This window comes from Azospirillum thermophilum (assembly GCF_003130795.1).
Classification (GTDB): Bacteria; Pseudomonadota; Alphaproteobacteria; order Azospirillales; family Azospirillaceae; genus Azospirillum; species Azospirillum thermophilum.
The window spans coordinates 191,203-209,148 of record NZ_CP029353.1; the positions used below are offsets into that span (position 1 = coordinate 191,203).

16 protein-coding genes, 1 pseudogene and 1 riboswitch are annotated in these 17,946 nt (G+C 70.4%); of the genes and pseudogenes, 8 read left to right on the top strand and 9 right to left on the bottom strand.

Annotation, left to right across the window (positions count from 1 at the left end):
- The first annotated feature begins 57 nt into the window (after nt 1-57).
- From murJ to DEW08_RS06950, 3 genes are all read left to right on the top strand, one after another.
- Nucleotides 58-1,635, top strand: coding sequence for a murein biosynthesis integral membrane protein MurJ (murJ, locus tag DEW08_RS06940; protein ID WP_109325671.1), 1,578 nt, complete (start codon nt 58-60; stop codon nt 1,633-1,635).
- 90 nt (nt 1,636-1,725) lie between these two features.
- Nucleotides 1,726-1,805: riboswitch (SAM riboswitch) on the top strand.
- Between the two features lie 81 nt (nt 1,806-1,886).
- Nucleotides 1,887-3,095, top strand: a complete 1,209-nt coding sequence (gene metZ, locus DEW08_RS06945) for an O-succinylhomoserine sulfhydrylase (RefSeq protein WP_109325672.1) — start codon at nt 1,887-1,889, stop codon at nt 3,093-3,095.
- 72 nt (nt 3,096-3,167) lie between these two features.
- Entirely contained in the window at nt 3,168-3,683 is a 516-nt protein-coding gene (locus DEW08_RS06950) for a phasin family protein (RefSeq protein ID WP_109325673.1), read from the top strand.
- A gap of 66 nt (nt 3,684-3,749) precedes the next feature.
- Here DEW08_RS06950 and DEW08_RS06955 read toward each other — a convergent pair whose 3' ends face one another.
- Nucleotides 3,750-4,700, bottom strand: a complete 951-nt coding sequence (locus DEW08_RS06955; protein WP_109325677.1) for an L-lactate dehydrogenase — start codon at nt 4,698-4,700, stop codon at nt 3,750-3,752.
- 586 nt (nt 4,701-5,286) lie between these two features.
- On the opposite strand from DEW08_RS06955, the gene DEW08_RS06960 reads away from it, so the two are divergent.
- Nucleotides 5,287-7,992 (top strand): bifunctional acetate--CoA ligase family protein/GNAT family N-acetyltransferase, encoded by a 2,706-nt coding sequence (locus DEW08_RS06960; RefSeq protein ID WP_109325678.1) that lies wholly within the window; start codon nt 5,287-5,289, stop codon nt 7,990-7,992.
- A gap of 60 nt (nt 7,993-8,052) precedes the next feature.
- On the top strand, nt 8,053-8,607 hold the full coding sequence (locus tag DEW08_RS06965) for a Uma2 family endonuclease (RefSeq protein ID WP_109325682.1): 555 nt from the start codon (nt 8,053-8,055) through the stop codon (nt 8,605-8,607).
- Nucleotides 8,608-8,629: 22 nt separating this feature from the next.
- On the opposite strand, the gene DEW08_RS06970 is transcribed toward DEW08_RS06965, so the two are convergent.
- Entirely contained in the window at nt 8,630-9,619 is a 990-nt protein-coding gene (locus tag DEW08_RS06970) for a 2-hydroxyacid dehydrogenase (RefSeq protein WP_109325683.1), read from the bottom strand.
- Between the two features lie 277 nt (nt 9,620-9,896).
- On the opposite strand from DEW08_RS06970, the gene DEW08_RS06975 reads away from it, so the two are divergent.
- Together DEW08_RS06975 and DEW08_RS06980 are read left to right on the top strand one after the other, a co-directional pair.
- Nucleotides 9,897-10,436: an SH3 domain-containing protein gene (locus tag DEW08_RS06975; protein ID WP_109325684.1), complete on the top strand. Its 540-nt coding sequence runs from the start codon at nt 9,897-9,899 to the stop codon at nt 10,434-10,436.
- A gap of 126 nt (nt 10,437-10,562) precedes the next feature.
- A complete protein-coding gene (locus DEW08_RS06980) occupies nt 10,563-11,204 on the top strand; it encodes a DUF2239 family protein (protein ID WP_109325685.1) in 642 nt (213 codons plus the stop codon).
- Nucleotides 11,205-11,219: 15 nt separating this feature from the next.
- Here DEW08_RS06980 and DEW08_RS06985 read toward each other — a convergent pair whose 3' ends face one another.
- The 7 genes and pseudogenes from DEW08_RS06985 to DEW08_RS07010 all read right to left on the bottom strand — a co-directional run bounded on the left by DEW08_RS06985 (nt 11,220) and on the right by DEW08_RS07010 (nt 16,843).
- Nucleotides 11,220-11,810 carry a DUF3501 family protein gene (locus tag DEW08_RS06985; protein WP_109325686.1) on the bottom strand — a complete coding sequence of 197 codons (591 nt, stop codon included), beginning with the start codon at nt 11,808-11,810 and terminating at the stop codon, nt 11,220-11,222.
- Nucleotides 11,811-11,824: 14 nt separating this feature from the next.
- A complete protein-coding gene (locus tag DEW08_RS06990; RefSeq protein ID WP_245986445.1) occupies nt 11,825-12,985 on the bottom strand; it encodes a heterodisulfide reductase-related iron-sulfur binding cluster in 1,161 nt (386 codons plus the stop codon).
- Nucleotides 12,922-13,188 carry a hypothetical protein gene (locus DEW08_RS32140; protein WP_245986446.1) on the bottom strand — a complete coding sequence of 89 codons (267 nt, stop codon included), beginning with the start codon at nt 13,186-13,188 and terminating at the stop codon, nt 12,922-12,924. The genes DEW08_RS06990 and DEW08_RS32140 overlap by 64 nt, the downstream gene beginning before the upstream one ends.
- 111 nt (nt 13,189-13,299) lie before the next feature.
- Entirely contained in the window at nt 13,300-13,716 is a 417-nt protein-coding gene (locus DEW08_RS06995) for a rubrerythrin family protein (RefSeq protein ID WP_109325687.1), read from the bottom strand.
- 180 nt (nt 13,717-13,896) lie between these two features.
- Complete coding sequence (irrA, locus tag DEW08_RS07000) at nt 13,897-14,328, bottom strand: iron response transcriptional regulator IrrA (RefSeq protein ID WP_245986447.1); 432 nt, start codon at nt 14,326-14,328, stop codon at nt 13,897-13,899.
- Between the two features lie 160 nt (nt 14,329-14,488).
- Nucleotides 14,489-15,885 (bottom strand): annotated as a pseudogene (locus DEW08_RS07005) (NAD(P)H-dependent flavin oxidoreductase).
- Nucleotides 15,886-16,105: 220 nt separating this feature from the next.
- Nucleotides 16,106-16,843 (bottom strand): glycerophosphoryl diester phosphodiesterase, encoded by a 738-nt coding sequence (locus tag DEW08_RS07010; protein WP_109325688.1) that lies wholly within the window; start codon nt 16,841-16,843, stop codon nt 16,106-16,108.
- A gap of 64 nt (nt 16,844-16,907) precedes the next feature.
- Between DEW08_RS07010 and DEW08_RS07015 the strand changes: the two genes are divergently transcribed.
- Entirely contained in the window at nt 16,908-17,942 is a 1,035-nt protein-coding gene (locus DEW08_RS07015) for a lysine-2,3-aminomutase-like protein (RefSeq protein ID WP_109325689.1), read from the top strand.
- Nucleotides 17,943-17,946 lie beyond the last annotated feature (4 nt).

Below are 17,946 nucleotides of genomic sequence, written 5' to 3' on the forward strand. Positions count from 1 at the left end.
CCTCCTTCCGAAGGAGGGCTAGGCGCGGGCCGCCCCGCGGGTCTATATCCGGGCGGCATGAGCTTCGCACGCGCCATCGCCACCGTCGGCGGCCTGACCCTGCTGAGCCGGCTGGCCGGCTTCGCCCGCGACATCCTGACCGCCGCCGTCCTGGGGGCCGGCCCGGTGGCCGACGCCTTCTTCGTGGCGCTGAAGCTGCCGAACCTATTCCGCCGCCTGTTCGCCGAGGGGGCCTTCGGCGTCGCCTTCGTCCCGCTCTTCTCCGCCGAGCTGCAGACGCGCGGCCGGGCGGCGGCGGTGGCCTTCGCCGAGGAGGCGCTGGCCATCCTGCTCGCCGCCCTGATCCCCTTCACGCTGGCGGCGGTGGCGGCGATGCCCTGGCTGATGCACGGCCTCGCCCCCGGCTTCGTCGACGAGCCGGAGAAGTTCGGGCTGGCCGTCGACATGGCGCGGCTGACCTTTCCTTACCTGATGCTGGTCTCGCTGGTGGCGCTGCTCGGCGGAGTGCTGAACGCGCTCGACCGCTTCGGCCCCTTCGCCGCCGCGCCGATCGCCTTCAACCTGACGCTGGTCGCCGCGCTGCTGGGCGCGCCGCGGCTGGGTCTGGAGCCGGGCAAGGCCATGGCGGCGGCGGTGACGCTGTCGGGGGTGGTGCAGCTCGTCTGGATGGCCTGGGCCTGCCGCGGCGCCGGGGTGGTGCTGCGGCTGGCCCGGCCGCGGATGACGCCGGGGATGCGGCGCCTGTTCCGCCTGGTCGGGCCGGGCGCCATCGGAGCCGGCGTCATGCAGATCAACCTGTTCCTCGGCATCGTGCTGGCCTCGCTGCTGCCCTCGGGGGCGGTTTCCTACCTCTATTACGCGGACCGGCTGAACCAGATGCCGCTGGGCGTCATCGGCATCGCCATCGGCACCGCCCTGCTGCCGGTCCTGGCCCGCCACGCCGCGGCGGGGGACGAGCCGATGGTCCGCCACTACCTCAGCCGGGCGCTGGAGTTCAGCCTGCTGCTCGGCCTGCCGGCGGCGACCGCGCTGGGGGTGGCGGGGCTGCCGATCGTCTCGGTCCTGTTCGAGCGCGGCGCCTTCGGTCCGGAGGAGGCGCGGGCGACCGCCTGGGCGCTGGCCGGCTACGCCGTCGGCATTCCGGCCTACGTGATCGTGAAGTCGCTGAACGCCGCCTTCTTCGCCCGCCACGACACGGTGACCCCGGTGCGGGTGGCGGTGGTGGTGACGGTGGTGACCGCGCTGCTCGCCGTGGCGCTGCTGCCGGTGATGGGCCATGTCGGCATCGCGCTGGCGACCGGGCTGACCGCCTGGCTGGACGTTGCCCTGCTGGTCGGCGCCATGAAGACGCGGGGCCACTGGTCCTTCGACGGGCGGCTGGGCCGCCGCGCCCCGCGCATCGTCGCCGCGGCGGTCGGCATGGGGGCGGCGCTGGGCGCCGGCTCCGCCCTGCTGGCCCCGTGGCTCGGCGCTCCCTCCACCGCGGTACGCTTCGGCGCGCTGGCCCTGCTGGTCAGCGGCGGCATGGCGGTCTACGGGCTGCTCGCCCAGATCCTGGGAGCGACCGACCTCGCCGACCTCAGGACCATGCTGAAGCGGGAGCCCGCCGAAGCGGTCCGTCAGGACGCGCTGTAGAACCGTCCGGAACCACGGTCCCTGCCGCGGCTTCGCGGGATCAATCCACCCGCATCGAGCGCTTGACGCCGGATCCGCCCGGTCGTAAAAGCACGATCACGTGGTGATTTGGTCGACCGGCTTGCGGGCCACGTAAAACAACCCGCTAAAAAGGTCCGAGCCGCGTCCCGCGCCTCGACCCGAACGGTCGGGGCGTTATTTGTTTATGGCCGGCTCCGCCCCACCGGCGTCTTGATGGGGACCATCGCGGCATGGCACGCACCGATCATCGCAACCCGACCGTCGCGGGGCTGCGCCCCCGCTCCAAGCTGGTCCATGGCGGCATCCGCCGCTCGTCCTTCGACGAGACCTGCGAAGCGCTGTACCAGACCTCGGGCTATGTCTACGGCTCGGCGGAGGAGGCGGAGTTCGCCTTCGCAAACGACGGCACCCGCCACGTCTATTCGCGCTTCCGCAACCCGACCACCGCCATGTTCGAGGACCGGCTGGCCGAGTATGAGGGGGCCGCGTGGGCCTACGCCACGGCCAGCGGCATGGCCGCCGTCCACGGCGCGGTGATGAGCGCGCTGCGGGCCGGCGACCGGGTCGTGGCGCCGAGGTCGCTGTTCATCTCCTGCTACTGGATCGTCAAGGAGCTCTGTCCCCGCTTCGGGGTCGAGGCCGTCTTCGTCGACGGCACCGACCTCGCCGCCTGGGAGGAGGCGCTGTCGAAGCCCGCCAAGGTGGTCTTCCTGGAGACGCCGTCCAACCCCGGGCTGGAGGTGGTCGACCTGCAGGCGGTCTGCGACCTCGCCCACAAGGCGGGCGCCGTGGTCGTCGCCGACAACGCCTTCGCCACCCCGGTGCTGCAGCGGCCGATGGAGTTCGGCGCCGACGTGGTGATCTATTCCGCCACCAAGCACATCGACGGGCAGGGCCGCTGCCTGGGCGGCGTCATCCTGGCGAAGGACGGGAAGTACGGGTCGGAGGTCATCCACCCCTTCCTGCGCCACACCGGCCCGACCATCGCGCCCTTCAACGCCTGGCTGCTGCTGAAGTCGATGGAGACGCTGGAGCTGCGCGTCCAGGCCCAGTCGGCCTCCGCCCTGCAGGTCGCCCAGTTCCTGGAGGGCCATCCCAAGGTGGCGCAGGTGCTGTACCCCACCCTGGCCAGCCACCCGCAGCACGATCTGGCGCGCCGGCAGATGACCGGCGGCGGCACCATGCTGTCGGTCTTCCTGAAGGGCGGCAAGCAGGAGGCCTTCGCCACGCTGAACGGCCTGCGGATGGTGATGATCTCCAACAACCTCGGCGACTCCAAGAGCCTGATCACCCACCCGGCGACCACCACCCATTCCAAGCTGAGCGACGAGGAGAAGGCGACCGCCCGCATCGAGCCCGGCCTGCTGCGCCTGTCGGTCGGGCTGGAAGATCCGCAGGACATCATCGAAGATCTCGACCGCGCGCTCGCCGAGGCGTAAAGCTGGTCCCGGAACGTTTTGCTGCACTGCAGCGTTGACGTCCGGGATCCTTCAGCGAGCGAGGCAAGCGGCATGGCACGACGGAACTCCGGCAACGGCCATCCTGTGGAGCGGATGGCGGCAGTGGCCGGCGCAATGGCGCAGACCGGTGTCCGCACCGGCGAGATGGGCGTGGCGGCGGCGCAGACCATCGGCTATCGGACGGCCATGATGGCGGCGGCGCTCAACAACCCCTCGGACCTCGCCAACCCGGAGTTCATCCGCATGGGGGCGGAGAAGGTGGAGGCGGCGATGGAGGCGGCCAGCGCCGTCACCAAGGGCCTCTACGAGCTGAACAAGGCCTGGGTCGTCCTGATGACCGGCCAGACGGAGGCGGCGATGGCCGCCTTCGGCCAGCTCGGGAACTGCCGGTCCCCCGGCGATCTGCTGGCGATCCAGAGCCGGTCGGTCGGGGTGGCGGTCGATGCCGGCATCCATGCCAGCCTGAACTTCCTGGAAGCGGCCTCGGCGCTGGCCAGCGCCGGGATGAACCCGGCCTACCGCAAGGTGCGGGCCAACGCCAAGCGGCTCGGCCGCCGGCAGGCCTGACGGGCGAGGGTGACGGGCCGGGGGTGACGGGCCGGGGGAGGCATCCCCTCCCCCGCCGGGCGTCCCTCACTTCGCCCATCCCATGCGCTGCTCGACGCCGGTGGCCGCCTCGCGCAGGATGGTGGCGCTGCGGTTGAGCGCCGTCTCCTCCTCCGCCGACAGCGGCGGCATCACCGTGTCCACCACCCCGCGGGAGCCCAGCACCCGCGGCAGCGACAGCGTGACGTCGCGCACGCCGGCCACCGCGTCGGTCAGGGTGGAGCAGGTCAGCACCGCCCGCTCGTCCCCCGCGATGGCCGCGATGATCCGCGCGATGCCGCTGCCGATGCCGAAGGCGGTGTGGCCCTTGCCTTCGATGATGCGGTAGGCGGCGCGGCGCACGCCCTCGTCGATGGCCGCCCGGTCGGCGTCGGTCAGCGGATGGCCGAGCTGGGCGGCGCAGCGCTCCACCGGCATGCCGGCGGCGGTCGCCCCCGACCACAGCAGAACCTCGGAATCGCCATGCTCGCCCACCACATGGGCATGCACCGACTTCGGCGTCACCCCCAGCCGGGCGCCGAGCAGGGCGCGGAAGCGCGCGGTGTCGAGCACCGTGCCGGAGCCGATCACCCGGTGCCGCGGCAGCCCGCTGATGTGGGTGGCGATGTGGGTCATCACGTCCACCGGGTTGGTGGCGACGAGCAGGATGGCCTCCGGCGCCGCCGCCAGCGCCGCCGGGATCACCTGTCCGAAGACGCGGGCGTTGCGTTCCAGCAGGTCGAGCCGCGTCTCCCCCGGCTTCTGGCCGACGCCGGCCGCCAGCACGACGACCCCCGCCCCGTCCAGCGCCTCGTAAGGACCATGGCGCACCGTGGTCGCGCGGGCGAAGGGAACCGCATGGGCGATGTCCTGCGCCTGGGCCATGGCCAGCTTCTCGTTGGCGTCGACCAGCACCACCTCGCTGGCGCCGCCGCTGGTGACCAGCGCATAGGCGGCGGTGCTGCCGACGAAGCCGGCCCCGACGATCCCGACCTTCATGCTGCCTTCCTCCTTGCCTTTACCGATCCTGCTGGACCGTTCCCGATCCTGCTGGAACGGACAACAGAAGCTTGGCCCCGCCCTCCCGACCTCGGCAAGCCCCTTTCCCGGAAGGGCCGCCATCATGCGCATGAGGCGGTGACATTTTCGCGCACAATGCACAATCCGCCCGTTTCCCGTTCCGCACCAACGGCTTGCCGCAATCATTCGTATACGTCTGTCGTGCATGGATTGCACAACCGGCACCGGCGCGCGCGGCAGCGCCGGCGGGACGGCCCGCGCCACCGGGGCGGCGGCACGGAAGGCAACGGAACGGGGATGAGGATGATGGAAGAGCTTAAGCCCGGCCCTGGGAACGGGGCAAGAACGACGCGAAAAAGGGGTGCCCTTCCCCAACGGAAAGGGGAAGGCGCGACGAATCGCCCTCTTGTCGATTGGTCATACCATCCTTAATGTTGCGGCGCAGCATGACGGTTGGCCGAAAGGTTTGCCGTAATCGTCACCAACCCCCGTCGGCATCGGCACGCTACAGTCCTGGGCGTCCCTGTGCGCAGTCGTCAACCGCAGTCACCAACCGGGCCCGGCCATGACCGTTCGCAATCTCGACCGCCTGTTCAAGCCCGCCTCGATCGCCCTGATCGGAGCCAGCCGCAAACCGAACACCATCGGCGCCGTGGTGGCGCGCAACCTGTTCCAGGCCGGCTTCGACGGGCCGATCATGCCGGTCAACGCGACGGAGCGCGCGGTCGAGGGGGTGCTGACCTACAAGAGCGTGGAGAGCCTGCCGATCACCCCCGACCTGGCGGTGATCTGCACGCCGGCCGACGGCGTGCCGGCGGTGGTGGACGCGCTGGGCAAGCGCGGGACGAGGGCGGCCATCGTCATGTCCGGCGGCTTCAGCCCTGAGCAGACCCAGGCGATGCTGGACGCGGCGCGCCCGCACCTGATGCGCATCCTGGGGCCGAGCAGCCTGGGCGCCATGGTGCCCGGCCGCGGCCTGAACGCCAGCGTCAGCCCGGTGGCGCCGAAGAAGGGCGACGTCGCCCTGGTGGCGCAGAGCTCGATGGTGGTGACCTCGATCGCCGACTGGGCGACGTCGCGCGGCATCGGCTTTTCGCACCTGATCTCGCTGGGCGACCGCGGCGACGTCGATTTCGGCGACATGCTCGACCATCTGGCGGGCGACGCCACGGTGCGCGCCATCCTGCTGTATGTCGAGAGCATCAACAACGCCCGCAAGTTCATGTCGGCGGCCCGCTCCGCCGCCCGCCAGAAGCCGGTGATCGTCATCAAGGCCGGCCGGTCGGAGGAAGCGGCGGAGGCCGCGGCCTCGCACACCGGCGTGCTGGCGGTGTCCGACGCCGTCTATGACGCCGCCTTCCGCCGCGCCGGCATCCTGCGGGTGAACGACCTGGCCGAGCTGTTCGACGCCGCCGGGACGCTCAGCACCGGCGTGCCGATCACCGGCGACCGGCTGGCCATCCTGACCAACGGCGGCGGCATGGGCGTGATGGCGACCGACCGGCTGATCCAGGCCGGCGGCCGGCTCGCCACCTTCTCGCCGGAGACGCAGGAGGCGCTGGCCAGGCTGCTGGGCTCCAGCCCCGGCGAGGGGGCGCGCGGCAACCCGCTGCGCATCGGCGCCGACGCCCCGCCCAAGCGCTATGCCGAGGTGCTGAACGTCCTGATGCAGGACACCAGCAACGACGCGGTGCTGGTGCTGCACTGCCCCTCCGCCCTCACCGACCCGGAGACGATCGCCCAGGCGGTGACGGAGACGGTGCAGGCGAACAAGAGCCGCCGCCATCCCGTGCTGACGAGCTGGATCGGCGACCAGTCGGCGACGGAGGCGCGCAAGCTGTTCACCGCCAGCCGCATCCCGACCTATGACGGGCCGAGCAACGCGGTGCGCGCCTTCATGCATCTGGTCCGCTACCGGCGGAACCAGGAGCTGCTGATGGAGACGCCGCCCTCGGTGCCGGAGGATTTCCAGCCCGACGACATCGCGGTGAAGCGCATCGTCGCCCGCGCCATCGCCGAGAAGCGCGAGTGGCTGAGCGAGTATGAGGCCAAGCGCGTGCTGGCCGCCTATGGCGTGCCGGTGGTCGACACCCGCGTCGCCGAGACGCCGGAGGAGGCGGCCCACGCCGCCGAGGTGATCGGCGGCCCGATCGCGCTGAAGATCCTGTCGCCGGACGTTACCCACAAGTCGGACGTCGGCGGCGTGGCGCTGCACCTCCACGGGCCCGACGCCGTGCGGGCGGAGGCGGAGGCGATGCTGCAGCGGGTGCGGGAGATCGCGCCCGAGGCCCGCATCGAGGGCTTCACCGTGCAGGAGATGGCGCTGCGGCCCGAGGCCTACGAGCTGATCGTCGGCATGACGGAGAACGACCTGTTCGGCCCGGTCCTGCTGTTCGGCCAGGGCGGCATCGGGGTGGAGGTGGTGGAGGATTACGCGCTCGCCATGCCGCCGCTGAACATGAAGCTGGCGACCGACCTGATGGGCCGCACCCGCATCTGGCGCCAGCTCCAGGGCTACCGCTCGCGCGCGGCGGTCGATCTCGACGCGGTGGCGCTGACGCTGAACAAGGTGTCGCAACTGGTCGTCGACGTCCCGGAGATCGCGGAGCTGGACATCAACCCGCTGCTGGCGGATTCCGAGGGGGTCCTGGCGCTCGACGCCCGCATCAAGGTCGGCGTGCCCGCCCTGCCCGGCGCCAAGCGGCTGGCCATCCGGCCCTATCCCAAGTCGCTGGAGGACCGCATCACCATCAAGGACGGCCGGCAGTTCCTCGTCCGCCCGATCCTGCCGGAGGACGAGCCGCTGGTGCACAATCTGGTGGAGAACCAGACGGCCGAGGATCTGCGGCTGCGCTTCTTCGCCCCGCTGAAGCGGCTGTCGCACCAGGCGGCGGCCCGGCTGACCCAGATCGACTACGACCGCGAGATGGGGCTGATCGCCGTCGGCCCGGATCCGCAGACCGGCGAGACCATCATGTACGGCGTGGTACGCATCACCGCCGATCCGGACAACCTGCGCGCCGAATATGCGGTGATGGTGCGGTCCGACATGAAGGGCCAGGGTCTGGGCTACATCCTGATGAACAAGATCCTCGACTATGCCCGCTCGCGCGGCATCAAGGAGGTCTATGGCGAGGTGCTGCGCGAGAACACCAACATGCTGAACATGTGCCGCACCCTGGGCTTCATCCGGAAGGAGAACCTGGACGAGCCCGGCGTGGTGGAGGTGCGCATCGAGCTGGGCGGCGGCATCGGCGCCGCTGCGGAGTAGTGGCGGCGGAGTAGCGGCCGCCGGGTAGCAGTTGAACCACCGTACGGGAGTGCCATACTCATGGGCATGAGCGATCCGGCGCGCCCCCTGATGACCGTTGAGGAGTTCCTCGTCTGGGACGACGGGACCGACACGCGCTATGAGCTGATCGCCGGCCGGCCGGTGGCAATGGCCCCGCCGTCGCCTTTCCATGGCGCCCTGGCCGCGGCGATCCTGACGCAGTTCGCCAGCCGGCTGCGTCCGCCGTGCCGGACGATTTCAGAGGCCGGCATCGCGGTCGCCGACCGGTCGGACAGCTATTTTCAAGCCGACATGGCGGTCACCTGCCGACCGTTGGAAGCCGGCATGACGCAGGTCCCCGACCCTGCGGTGATCGTCGAGGTCCTCTCGCCCTCGACCGAGGCGACCGACCGCGGCGTGAAGCTGCCGGCCTATCGCGAGATCCCGTCGGTCCAGGAAATCCTGCTGCTGTCCTCGACCAGGAAGCGGGCCGAGCTGTGGCACCGGCGGGACGGGGAGTGGCGGGTGCAGGACATCATCGGCGACGGCGTCCTGCAGTTCGGCTCGCTGGACGTCGGGATTTCCATGGCGGCGCTGTACGAGGGGCTGCTGTAGCCCCCCGTCCCACAGGCCTTCCTTACAGCAGCGTCTCGATCACCCGGTCGGGCGGGGTGTGGCCGTCGGCGAAGGTGCGGATGTTGATCACCACCTTCTCGCCCATGTCGATGCGCCCCTCGATGGTGGCGGAGCCCATGTGCGGCAGCAGCACGACGTTGTCGAGCCGCAGCAGCTTCGGGTTCACCGCCGGCTCATGCTCGAACACGTCGAGGCCGGCGCCGGCGATCTCGCCCTTCGACAGCATGCGGGTCAGCGCCGTCTCGTCGATCACCTCGCCGCGCGAGGTGTTGACGATGTAGCAGTGCGGGCGCAGCAGCTTCAGCCGGCGCTCGGACAGCAGATGGTAGGTCGCCGGGGTGTGCGGGCAGTTGATCGACACCACGTCCATCCGGGCCAGCATCTGGTCCAGGCTTTCCCAGTAGGTCGCCTCCAGCTCCTGCTCCACGTCGGGGTGGACGCGGCGGCGGTTGTGGTAGTGGATCGACATGCCGAAGGCCCGCGCCCGGCGGGCCAGGGCCTGGCCGATGCGGCCCATGCCGAGGATGCCCAGCCGCTTGCCGGAGATGCGGTGGCCCAGCATGGTGGTCGGACCCCAGCCCTTCCACTGGCCGGAGCGCACCAGCCGCTCGCCTTCCGCGACGCGGCGGGCGACCGCCAGCAGCAGGGCCATGGTCATGTCGGCGGTGTCCTCGGTCAGGACGCCCGGCGTGTTGGTGACGACGATGCCGCGCTCGCGCGCCGCCTTCAGGTCGATGTGGTCGACGCCGGTGCCGAAGGAGGCGATCAGGCGGAGCTGCGGGCCGGCCGCCTCGATCACCCCGCGGTCGATGCGGTCGGTGACGGTGGGCACCAGCACGTCGGCGATCTTCACCGCCTCGGCCATCTGGTCCTGCGTCAGCGGAACGTCGTCGGGATTGAGCCGGGTGTCGAACAGCTCCATCATCCGCGTCTCGATGACGTCCGGCAGCTTGCGGGTGACGACAACGAGCGGCTTCTTCTTGTCGGTCATCGACGGGCCTCCCTATCCGGCCTCAGCAGGGCCTTCCGCTTGCCATACCAAGCGGTTGCCGCACTGTCCAGATGACTGTGACGATCGGGCGCCCCCATGGCGGACGGAATTGCGCGGGGAACGCGCCCGCAGGCCGGCCGTGACAAAGGATGGGGGGGCGGCGACGTGCCCGCCGGTCGGCCTTGCCGCGGAAGCTTGCCCCTAACTATAGTGCGCGCAACACGCGGGCGTCCGCCCCGTTTTTCCCCCATTCCGTCCCTGCCGATCGGATCCGCCGGTGCCGCCGCTTCCGTCCGCCTTCCGTCCCGTGCTCGCCAGCCTGCTGCTCGCCGTCGTCCTGCTGTCCGGTCCGGGCGCTCCGGCGGCGGCCGAGGGCAGGCGCGAGAAGGACCCGACCCACGCGTCGGGCCTGCCGATCCCCCGCTTCGTCACGCTGCGCGTCGGCGAGGTCAACCTGCGCTCCGGCCCCAGCAGCAGCTATCCCATCGAGTGGGTGTTCACGCGCAAGGAGATGCCGGTCGAGGTCGTGCAGGAGTTCGACACCTGGCGCCGCATCCGCGACTGGGAGGGCAGCGAGGGCTGGGTCCACCAGAGCGCGCTGGCCGGCAAGCGGGGCGCCCTGGTCACCGGCCAGACCCGCCAGCTCCGCAAGGCGCCGCAGCCCGACGCGCCGGTGGTGGCGCGGGCGGAGCCCGGCGTCATCGGCATGCTGAAGAAGTGCCAGGGCGACTGGTGCGAGATCGACATCAAGGGCTATCGCGGCTGGCTGCAGCGGTCGGAGTTCTGGGGAACCTATCCCGGCGAGAAGATCGAGTAGCCGCGGCGCCCCGTCCCGTCCCGGGTTTCATCCGGGTGTTATTGACATTGTATTTTACCCGGGCGATATAGCACCCCATCACCGCCCCGCCCGCCCGCCGGCCGCGGCCTTTTCGGAGATGGGTCCATGGATACGCCGACACCCTCACCCCGCTACATCGCCTTCGCCGGCCAGCGCCGGATCGCCTGCGGCAGCCCCGCGGAGGTGGCGGTCGCAGTCAAGCGGCATGGCGAGACGCAGGGCGTGCTGGTCTTCGACGCCGTGACCAGCGCGCCGGTGGAGCTCGATCTGCGCGGGACGGAGGCGGAGGTGCTGGCCCGGCTGGAGCCGGCGGTGCCTGCCAATCCCGATCCGGCCCATCCCGATCCGACCAAGCCCGATCCGGCCAATCCCGGTCCTGCCAAACAGGGTCCGGGCCGGCCGAAGCTGGGCGTTGTTTCACGTGAAATCTCGCTGCTGCCGCGCCATTGGGATTGGCTGAACGGCCAGCCGGGCGGCGCCTCGGCGACGCTGCGCCGTCTGGTGGATGAGGCGAGGCGCGGATCCCAGGGCAAGGACCGTCTGCGCCGCAGCCAGGAGGCCGCCTTCCGCTTCATGACCGTCATGGGCGGCGATCTGCCGCACTATGAGGAGGCGACGCGCGCCTTCTATGCCCGCGACCATGATCGCTTCGCCGCGCTGATCGCCGGCTGGCCGGAGGATATCCGCAGCCATGTCGAGGCGCTGGTCGGGGCGGTCATCGCCGCCGAGCGTGAGGCGGACGCCTGATCCGCCCCATGCGGGTCAGGCGAAATCCCCGGCCAGGGCCGCCCGCACCGGCTCCGGCATCACCGCGAGGTGGCCGTAGTCCGGGTGGGTGATGCCGACGACGATGCGGGCGCCGGGGGTGCGGAAGGCGGCGGCCTGGGCGTCGGTGAAGTCGAAGTGCAGGAAATGGACGGAGGAGGTCTTGCCCTCCGCCGTCGTCCGCTCGACCTCGGCCTCCGGCCGGGCGGCGATGGTCTCGCCGTTCAACTCAATGCCGACATGGCGCTCGATGCCGCCGAGCCGGCTCAGTAGGGCATGGCGGCGCACCGGGTCGTCGATCTCCAGCATCAGGGTGGCGACCAGCTCGCGGCCCTTGGGGATCAGCGGGTTGTAGGCGTGCAGCTCGTCGGCGATCTGCTCCTCGCCGCCCTTCTCGATGTGCAGCATCTCGTGCACCTGCTGCCACATCGTGTCGTAATTCTCGAAGCAGAGGGTGGCGAAGGGGCCGACGGCCAGCCGGCGGCTCCGCTTGATCTCCACCATCGCCTTGCGCCGGGCGGCCCGCTCGCGGGCGTACTGCTCCATCGGCAGGATGTCGGCACGGGTCAGTTCGGTCCTGGCGGCCATGGTCCCTCCCCTTCTCAGTCGGCCAGCCCATAGGCACGGGCGAAGATCTGCAGCGGGTGCAGCAGTTCGGGGACCTGCTGTGTCGCTCCCGCCCCGCCCTGCCGCTCGATCCCCTGGCGGATGTGAGCGCCGGCCAGCGGGCATTCGGAGGCGACCATGGCCTTGCCGGCCTTGGCCGCCTGGGTGGCGACCGGCTTGCCGACCTTGAGCGCCGTCGGGAAATTCTCCGTCATGATGCCCCAGGAGCCGCCATGGCCGGAGCAGCGTTCGATCACCTTCAGGTCGGCCTGCGGGATCAGGCGGAGCATCTCCGCCGCCTTCTGCCCCATGTTCTGGGCGCGGGCATGGCAGGCGATGTGCAGCGAGACGCCGCCCGGCACGGGCTGCAGCCCCTCGGCCAACCCTTCGCGGCGGGCGATGTCGACGATGTATTCGCTGGCGTCGAAGGTCGCCTGGGCGAGCCGCTCCACCGCGGAGCGATGCGGAGCGTCCTGCGGGACGATCAGCGGCCATTCCATCTTCAGCATCAGGGCGCAGCTCGGCACCAGGGCAACGATGTCGTAGCCCCGGTCGATCCAGGGGGCCAGCGCTTCGGCCACCTTGGCCGCCTTGTCGTTCACCCGCTGCAGGTCGCCCTGTTCGAGCTGCGGCATGCCGCAGCAGGCGGGATAGACGACCTCCGTCTCCACCCCGTTGCGGGCGAGGATGCCGCGCATCGCCATGCCGATGGCCGGGTTGTTGTAGTTGGCGAAGCAGGTGGCGTAGAGCACCGCCTTGCGCCTGCCATAGGCGGGAGCAGCGGTGTTGAGGGGCGGCGGATCGGCCTTGGCCCGCATGACCAGGGTCCTGCCGTGGAACTCCGGCAGATGCGCCTCGCGGTGGACGCCGGCGACCTTCTCCAGCAGCGGCCGGGTCAGCCCGTTGCTCTCGGCCGACGCCCAGTTGGCAAGGGCGGCGACCGGCCGGGCGAGCGTGCCGTTGCGGTCGGTCTCGGTCAGCTGACGCAGGGCGAAGGGCACGCCGGTCTTCTTCGCCTCGACCGCGCGGTAGCGCAGCATCAGGTGGGGGAAGTCGAGCGCCCAGTCGTGCGGCGGCACATAGGGGCACTTGGTCATGAAGCACATGTCGCAGAGCGTGCAGGCATCCACGACCGGCTTGAAGTCCGCGGACGGCACCCCGCCCAGCTCCGCCTCCCCGCCGCGTCGACCAGATCGAACAGGCGGGGAAAGCTGTCGCACAGATTGAAGCAGCGCCGGCAGCCGTGGCAGATCTCGAAGACGCGGCGCATCTCCGCGTCCAGCTTGGCCTCGTCATGGAAATCGGGATCGCGCCAGCCGAGAGCGTGGCGGACCGGAGCCTCGAGGCTGCCTTCGCGCATGGGCGGGTCCTCGCGAGCGATGGTCGGACGGTGGGGGTCGGGCGGTGGGTCGAGCGGCGGGCGGGATGGCCGGGACGGCAAGGCGCCGGCCCGGCCGTTCCGGGAGTCCGGTCAGGCGAGCGTATCGAGCGCCTTCTGGAAGCGGCCGGCGTGGCTCTTTTCGGCCTTGGCCAGGGTCTCGAACCAGTCGGCGACCTCGTCGAACCCCTCGTCGCGGGCGGTCTTCGCCATGCCCGGATACATGTCGGTGTACTCGTGCGTCTCGCCGGCGATCGCCGCCTTGAGATTGGCCGGGGTGTCACCGATGGGCAGGCCGGTGGCGGGATCGCCGACCTCTTCCAGGAATTCCAGATGACCGTGGGCATGGCCGGTCTCGCCCTCCGCGGTGGAGCGGAAGACGGAGGCGACGTCGTTGTGGCCTTCGATGTCGGCCTTCTGGGCGAAGTAGAGATAGCGCCGGTTGGCCTGGCTCTCCCCGGCGAACGCAGCCTTCAGGTTCTCTTCGGTCTTGGTGCCTTTGAGCGACATGGCGACTCCTCCGGACGTTGGACGTCCGGTCCGCCTTCCACCGCGGTGGGTTGGCCACTCCGGCGGTAGGGCAACCGGGCGCACTCCGGATCTTGTCACCAACTGTTTGTCAGGTCAACAGTTTGGAAGAGGTCTAAATCGCCGGTCAAGCGGCTGTCGTGCAAGACGGCCGGCGGAGCCTTACTCCGCCGCTTCGTCCGCGATGAGCCGGACGATGACGTCCACCCGTGCGATGCGGGTGCCGGGCGGCGGCGCCGGCAGCTTCTGCACCAGCAGATGGTCGCCGGGGATGTCCTCCAGCCGGCCGGTGCTCTCGTCGAAGAAATGGTGATGGTCGCTGACGTTGGTGTCGAAGTAGGACTTGCCGGACTCCACCACCACCTCGCGCAGCAGGCCGGCGCCGGTGAACTGGTTCAGGGTGTTGTACACCGTCGCCAGCGACACCCGCAGGTCGGCGGCCAGCGCCTCGCCATGGAGCTGTTCGGCGGTGATGTGGCGGTCGCAGCCCTCGAACAGCAGGCGGGCGAGCCCGAGACGCTGGCGGGTCGGCCGGAGGCCGGCTCCCTGCAGTCGGTCGAGGGCGTGCTTGTAGGGGCGGTTGCCGGTCATCATGATATCTGCACCGTCTACCGGTGGCGGAGGTTGGTCCGGGACGTCATGTCCCGGATCTGTAACAGATTAGAACGGTTTGCGTTCACGGCGCAAGGAACTGTTCGCGCCTGCCGCAATCCCGGTCCGGACGGTTTCCCATCCGGACGGGTCCGTCCTGTCGTCAGTAGCCGGTGCTGATCCGCTCCACGAGCTGCTTCACCGTCGGGATGAAGCCGTCCTTGTAGTAGGGATCGGAGGCGAAGCGGTAGGCGTTGTGCCCGGCGAACATGAGCTGGTTCTCGCAGTCGTCGGTGTGGCTGACCGCCTGCAGGGTCTTCTGGATGCAGTAGGAGCGCGGGTCGGCCTTCTTGCCGGTCGTCCCCTCCTCGTTCTGCGCCCAATTGGAGAAGTTGCAGGCCGACAGGCAGCCCATGCAGTCCACCTGGTCGTGGTGGATGCGCTCCGCCTGCTCCGGCGTCACGAAGACCAGCGTGCTGTCGGGGGTCTTCAGCGCGGTGGTGAAGCCCTGGGAGACCCAGCCCTCGGCCCGCACCTTGTCGGTGGCGCTGACGTAGACCGGGCGGCCGCGCGGACCGACGGGGAATTCGGCCGAATGTTCGCCGACCGGCTTGGGCAGATAGGCGATCTGCCGCTCCGACCGCGCCATCAGGTCCATCAGGAAGGGGTTCTTGACGGCGGAGGAGTAGAATCCGGTGGGCGAGAAGCGGTTGAGGAAGACGTCGCCTTCCTGCAGCGACAGCAGCTTCCTCTTCCAGGCGGTGGAGATCGGGCTCTCCTGCGTCAGCAGCGGCCGGGTGCCGAACTGGAAGGCGACGGGCCCGAGGTCGGGGTTGTCGAGCCAGTCCTCCCACTCCGACAGCCACCAGACGCCGCCGGCCATGATGACCGGCACGTCGTTCAGCCCGAAGCTGTTCATCATCTGGCGCAGCGCCAGGACGCGGGGAACGGATCCTCCGGCTTCTTCGGATCCTCGGAGTTGGACAGGCCGTTGTGGCCGCCGGCCAGCCAGGGATCCTCGTAGACCACGCCGCCCAGGAAGTCGCGGAACTTGTGGTAGGCGCGCAGCCACAGCGCCCGGAAGGCGCGGGCCGACGAGACGATCGGGTAGTAGTGGACACCGTAGCGCACGGCGATCTCGGCGACGCGGTAGGGCATGCCGGCACCGCAGGTGACGCCGTGGATCATGCCCTTGGCGCCTTCCAGCACGCCGTGCAGGATGTTCTCGGCCCCGCCCATCTCCCACAGCACGTTCATGTGGATGCGGCCCTGGCCGTTCGACGTCTCGTGCGCGATGCGCGCCTGGGCGATGCCGCCCTGGATGCCGAAGTCGATCAGCTCCTCATGCCGCTCGCGGCGGGTCTTGCCGTGGTAGATCTGCTGGATGAGGTTGCCGTTCTCGTCATAGCTGTCGGCGTTCACGCCGGAAAATGTGCCGACACCGCCGGCGGCGGCCCAGGCGCCGGAGCTCTCGCCGTTGGAGACGGCAATCCCCTTGCCACCCTCGACGAGCGGCAGAACCTCCCGGCCGGACATCAGCAACGGCTTCAACGCCTTCAACGAACCCTCCAAAGCCGAACGCGCCCGCCCGCGACGGGCGCCGGATCACCACAGGACTTATCGCAGGACGACACAAAGCCCCGCCGGGTGATCATGCCGCCCGCGGTGCCGCCTCCGATGCCGAACTATATATGAGGAAAACCGTGCACCTTCGAGCGGATTCCGAGTCCCCGGCAAAAAAGCGTCCTTGTCGGAGCCGATTCCCGCCTTGGGTGCGACGCTAAGTCGCCAGCTCGGCGGCGAGCCGCCCCGGCGCGTCGGTGAACAGGCCGGCCACCCCCCAGTCGAACAGGGTGCGGGCGCGCGCGGCGTCGTTGACCGTGTAGGCCAGCACCGGCCGGCCGGTGGCGCGGTAGGCGGCGACGCTGTCAGCGGTCTGGCGGTCCTGGTGGACGTTCAGCGTGGCCGCGCCGATCCGGTCGGCGATGGCCGCCCAGTCGGCCGGCGGGTCCCACAGCAGATAGCCGCGCGGGACGGCGGGAGCCAGCTCCAGCGCCACCTCCAGGCAGGGCACCTCGAAGCTGGAGACCAGCAGCGGCCGGTCGGAGGGCCACAGCCGTTCCAGCATCGCCATGGCGGCGCGGGCGGTCGGGACATCCTGCCCCGGATAGGGCTTGATCTCCAGATTGAGGCCGAGGCCGAGGCTGCGGGCCAGCTCCAGCGCCTCCTCCAGCGTCGGGACCGGTTCCCCGGCGAAGCGGGGGTCGAACCAGCTCCCGGCGTCGAGCCGGCGCAGGCCGGCGAGGTCGAGCGAGGGAACCGGGCCATTGCCGCTGGTGGTGCGGTCCAGCGTGTCGTCATGGATGATGACGGGCACGCCGTCGCGGGTCAGCATGACGTCCAGCTCGATCCAGGCGGCACCCTGGCGGGCGGCTTCGCGGATCGAGGCCAGCGTGTTCTCGGGCGCGGAGTCCTTGGCGCCGCGATGGCCGATCAGGCGGGGAAGGGTCGACAGCATGGGTCCTGCGGGAGTATGAGCGGTCCCTTTGCTATGGCCGATTTCGGCGAAGCGGGAAAGAGCCATGAAGACTGCGCACAGCGTCACCGATCTGGTCCGGGCCGGGCTGATGTCGCCGGAGGCCGGCGAGGCCGTCGCCGCGGTGGCCGACCGCTATGCCGTGGCGCTGACCCCGTACCTGCTCGACCGGCTGGCCGGCGCCGGGCCGGACGACCCGCTGTACGCGCAGTACGTCCCCTCCCCCGAGGAGGCGTACACCGCGCCGGAGGAGCGCGAGGACCCGATCGGCGACGGGGTGCGCAGCCCGGTGAAGGGCATCGTCCACCGCTATCCCGACCGGGTGCTGCTGAAGCCGCTGCACGCCTGCGCCGTCTATTGCCGCTTCTGCTTCCGCCGCGAGATGGTCGGCCCCGGCGGCGAGGCGCTGACCGGCGGGGAGCTGGAGGCGGCGCTGGACTATATCCGGACCCACCCGGAGATCTGGGAGGTGGTGATCACCGGCGGCGATCCCTTCCTGCTGTCGCCGCGCCGGCTGCACGGCATCGTCGAGGCGCTGTCGGAGATGCCGCATGTCGGGGTGGTGCGGCTGCACAGCCGCATTCCCGCCGCCGATCCCGGCCGCGTCACCGGCGAGCTGGTGGCGGCGCTGAAGGCCCCGGATCTGGCGACCTGGGTGGCGGTCCATATCAACCATGCCGAGGAGCTGACGGCGGAGGTGTGCGCCGCGCTCGCCCGGCTGGTCGATGCCGGCATCCCGCTGGTCAGCCAGACGGTCCTGCTGAAGGGAATCAACGACCGGGCCGAGGTGCTGGAGGCGCTGTTCCGCGGGCTGGTGCGCAACCGGGTGAAGCCCTATTACCTGCACCATCCCGACCTGGCGTCGGGCACCAGCCACTTCCGGCCGACGCTGGCCGAGGGGCAGGCGGTCGTCAGGGCGCTGCGCGGCCGCGTCTCCGGCCTCTGCCAGCCGACCTACGTGCTGGACATCCCCGGCGGCCACGGCAAGGCGCCGGCCGCCCCCGCCTGGATCACGCCGGACGGCGGGGACGGCCACCGGGTGGAGGACTTCACCGGCCGGATCCACCGCTACCGGGGCTGAGGAG

Coding starts and splice junctions, on each gene's coding strand:
- murJ (WP_109325671.1), top strand. CDS start 58: ATGAGCTTCGCACGCGCCATCGCCACCGTCGGCGGCCTGACCCTGCTG.
- metZ (WP_109325672.1), top strand. CDS start 1,887: ATGGCACGCACCGATCATCGCAACCCGACCGTCGCGGGGCTGCGCCCC.
- DEW08_RS06950 (WP_109325673.1), top strand. CDS start 3,168: ATGGCACGACGGAACTCCGGCAACGGCCATCCTGTGGAGCGGATGGCG.
- DEW08_RS06955 (WP_109325677.1), bottom strand. CDS start 4,700: ATGAAGGTCGGGATCGTCGGGGCCGGCTTCGTCGGCAGCACCGCCGCC.
- DEW08_RS06960 (WP_109325678.1), top strand. CDS start 5,287: ATGACCGTTCGCAATCTCGACCGCCTGTTCAAGCCCGCCTCGATCGCC.
- DEW08_RS06965 (WP_109325682.1), top strand. CDS start 8,053: ATGGGCATGAGCGATCCGGCGCGCCCCCTGATGACCGTTGAGGAGTTC.
- DEW08_RS06970 (WP_109325683.1), bottom strand. CDS start 9,619: ATGACCGACAAGAAGAAGCCGCTCGTTGTCGTCACCCGCAAGCTGCCG.
- DEW08_RS06980 (WP_109325685.1), top strand. CDS start 10,563: ATGGATACGCCGACACCCTCACCCCGCTACATCGCCTTCGCCGGCCAG.
- DEW08_RS06985 (WP_109325686.1), bottom strand. CDS start 11,810: ATGGCCGCCAGGACCGAACTGACCCGTGCCGACATCCTGCCGATGGAG.
- DEW08_RS32140 (WP_245986446.1), bottom strand. CDS start 13,188: ATGCGCGAAGGCAGCCTCGAGGCTCCGGTCCGCCACGCTCTCGGCTGG.
- DEW08_RS06995 (WP_109325687.1), bottom strand. CDS start 13,716: ATGTCGCTCAAAGGCACCAAGACCGAAGAGAACCTGAAGGCTGCGTTC.
- irrA (WP_245986447.1), bottom strand. CDS start 14,328: ATGATGACCGGCAACCGCCCCTACAAGCACGCCCTCGACCGACTGCAG.
- DEW08_RS07010 (WP_109325688.1), bottom strand. CDS start 16,843: ATGCTGTCGACCCTTCCCCGCCTGATCGGCCATCGCGGCGCCAAGGAC.
- DEW08_RS07015 (WP_109325689.1), top strand. CDS start 16,908: ATGAAGACTGCGCACAGCGTCACCGATCTGGTCCGGGCCGGGCTGATG.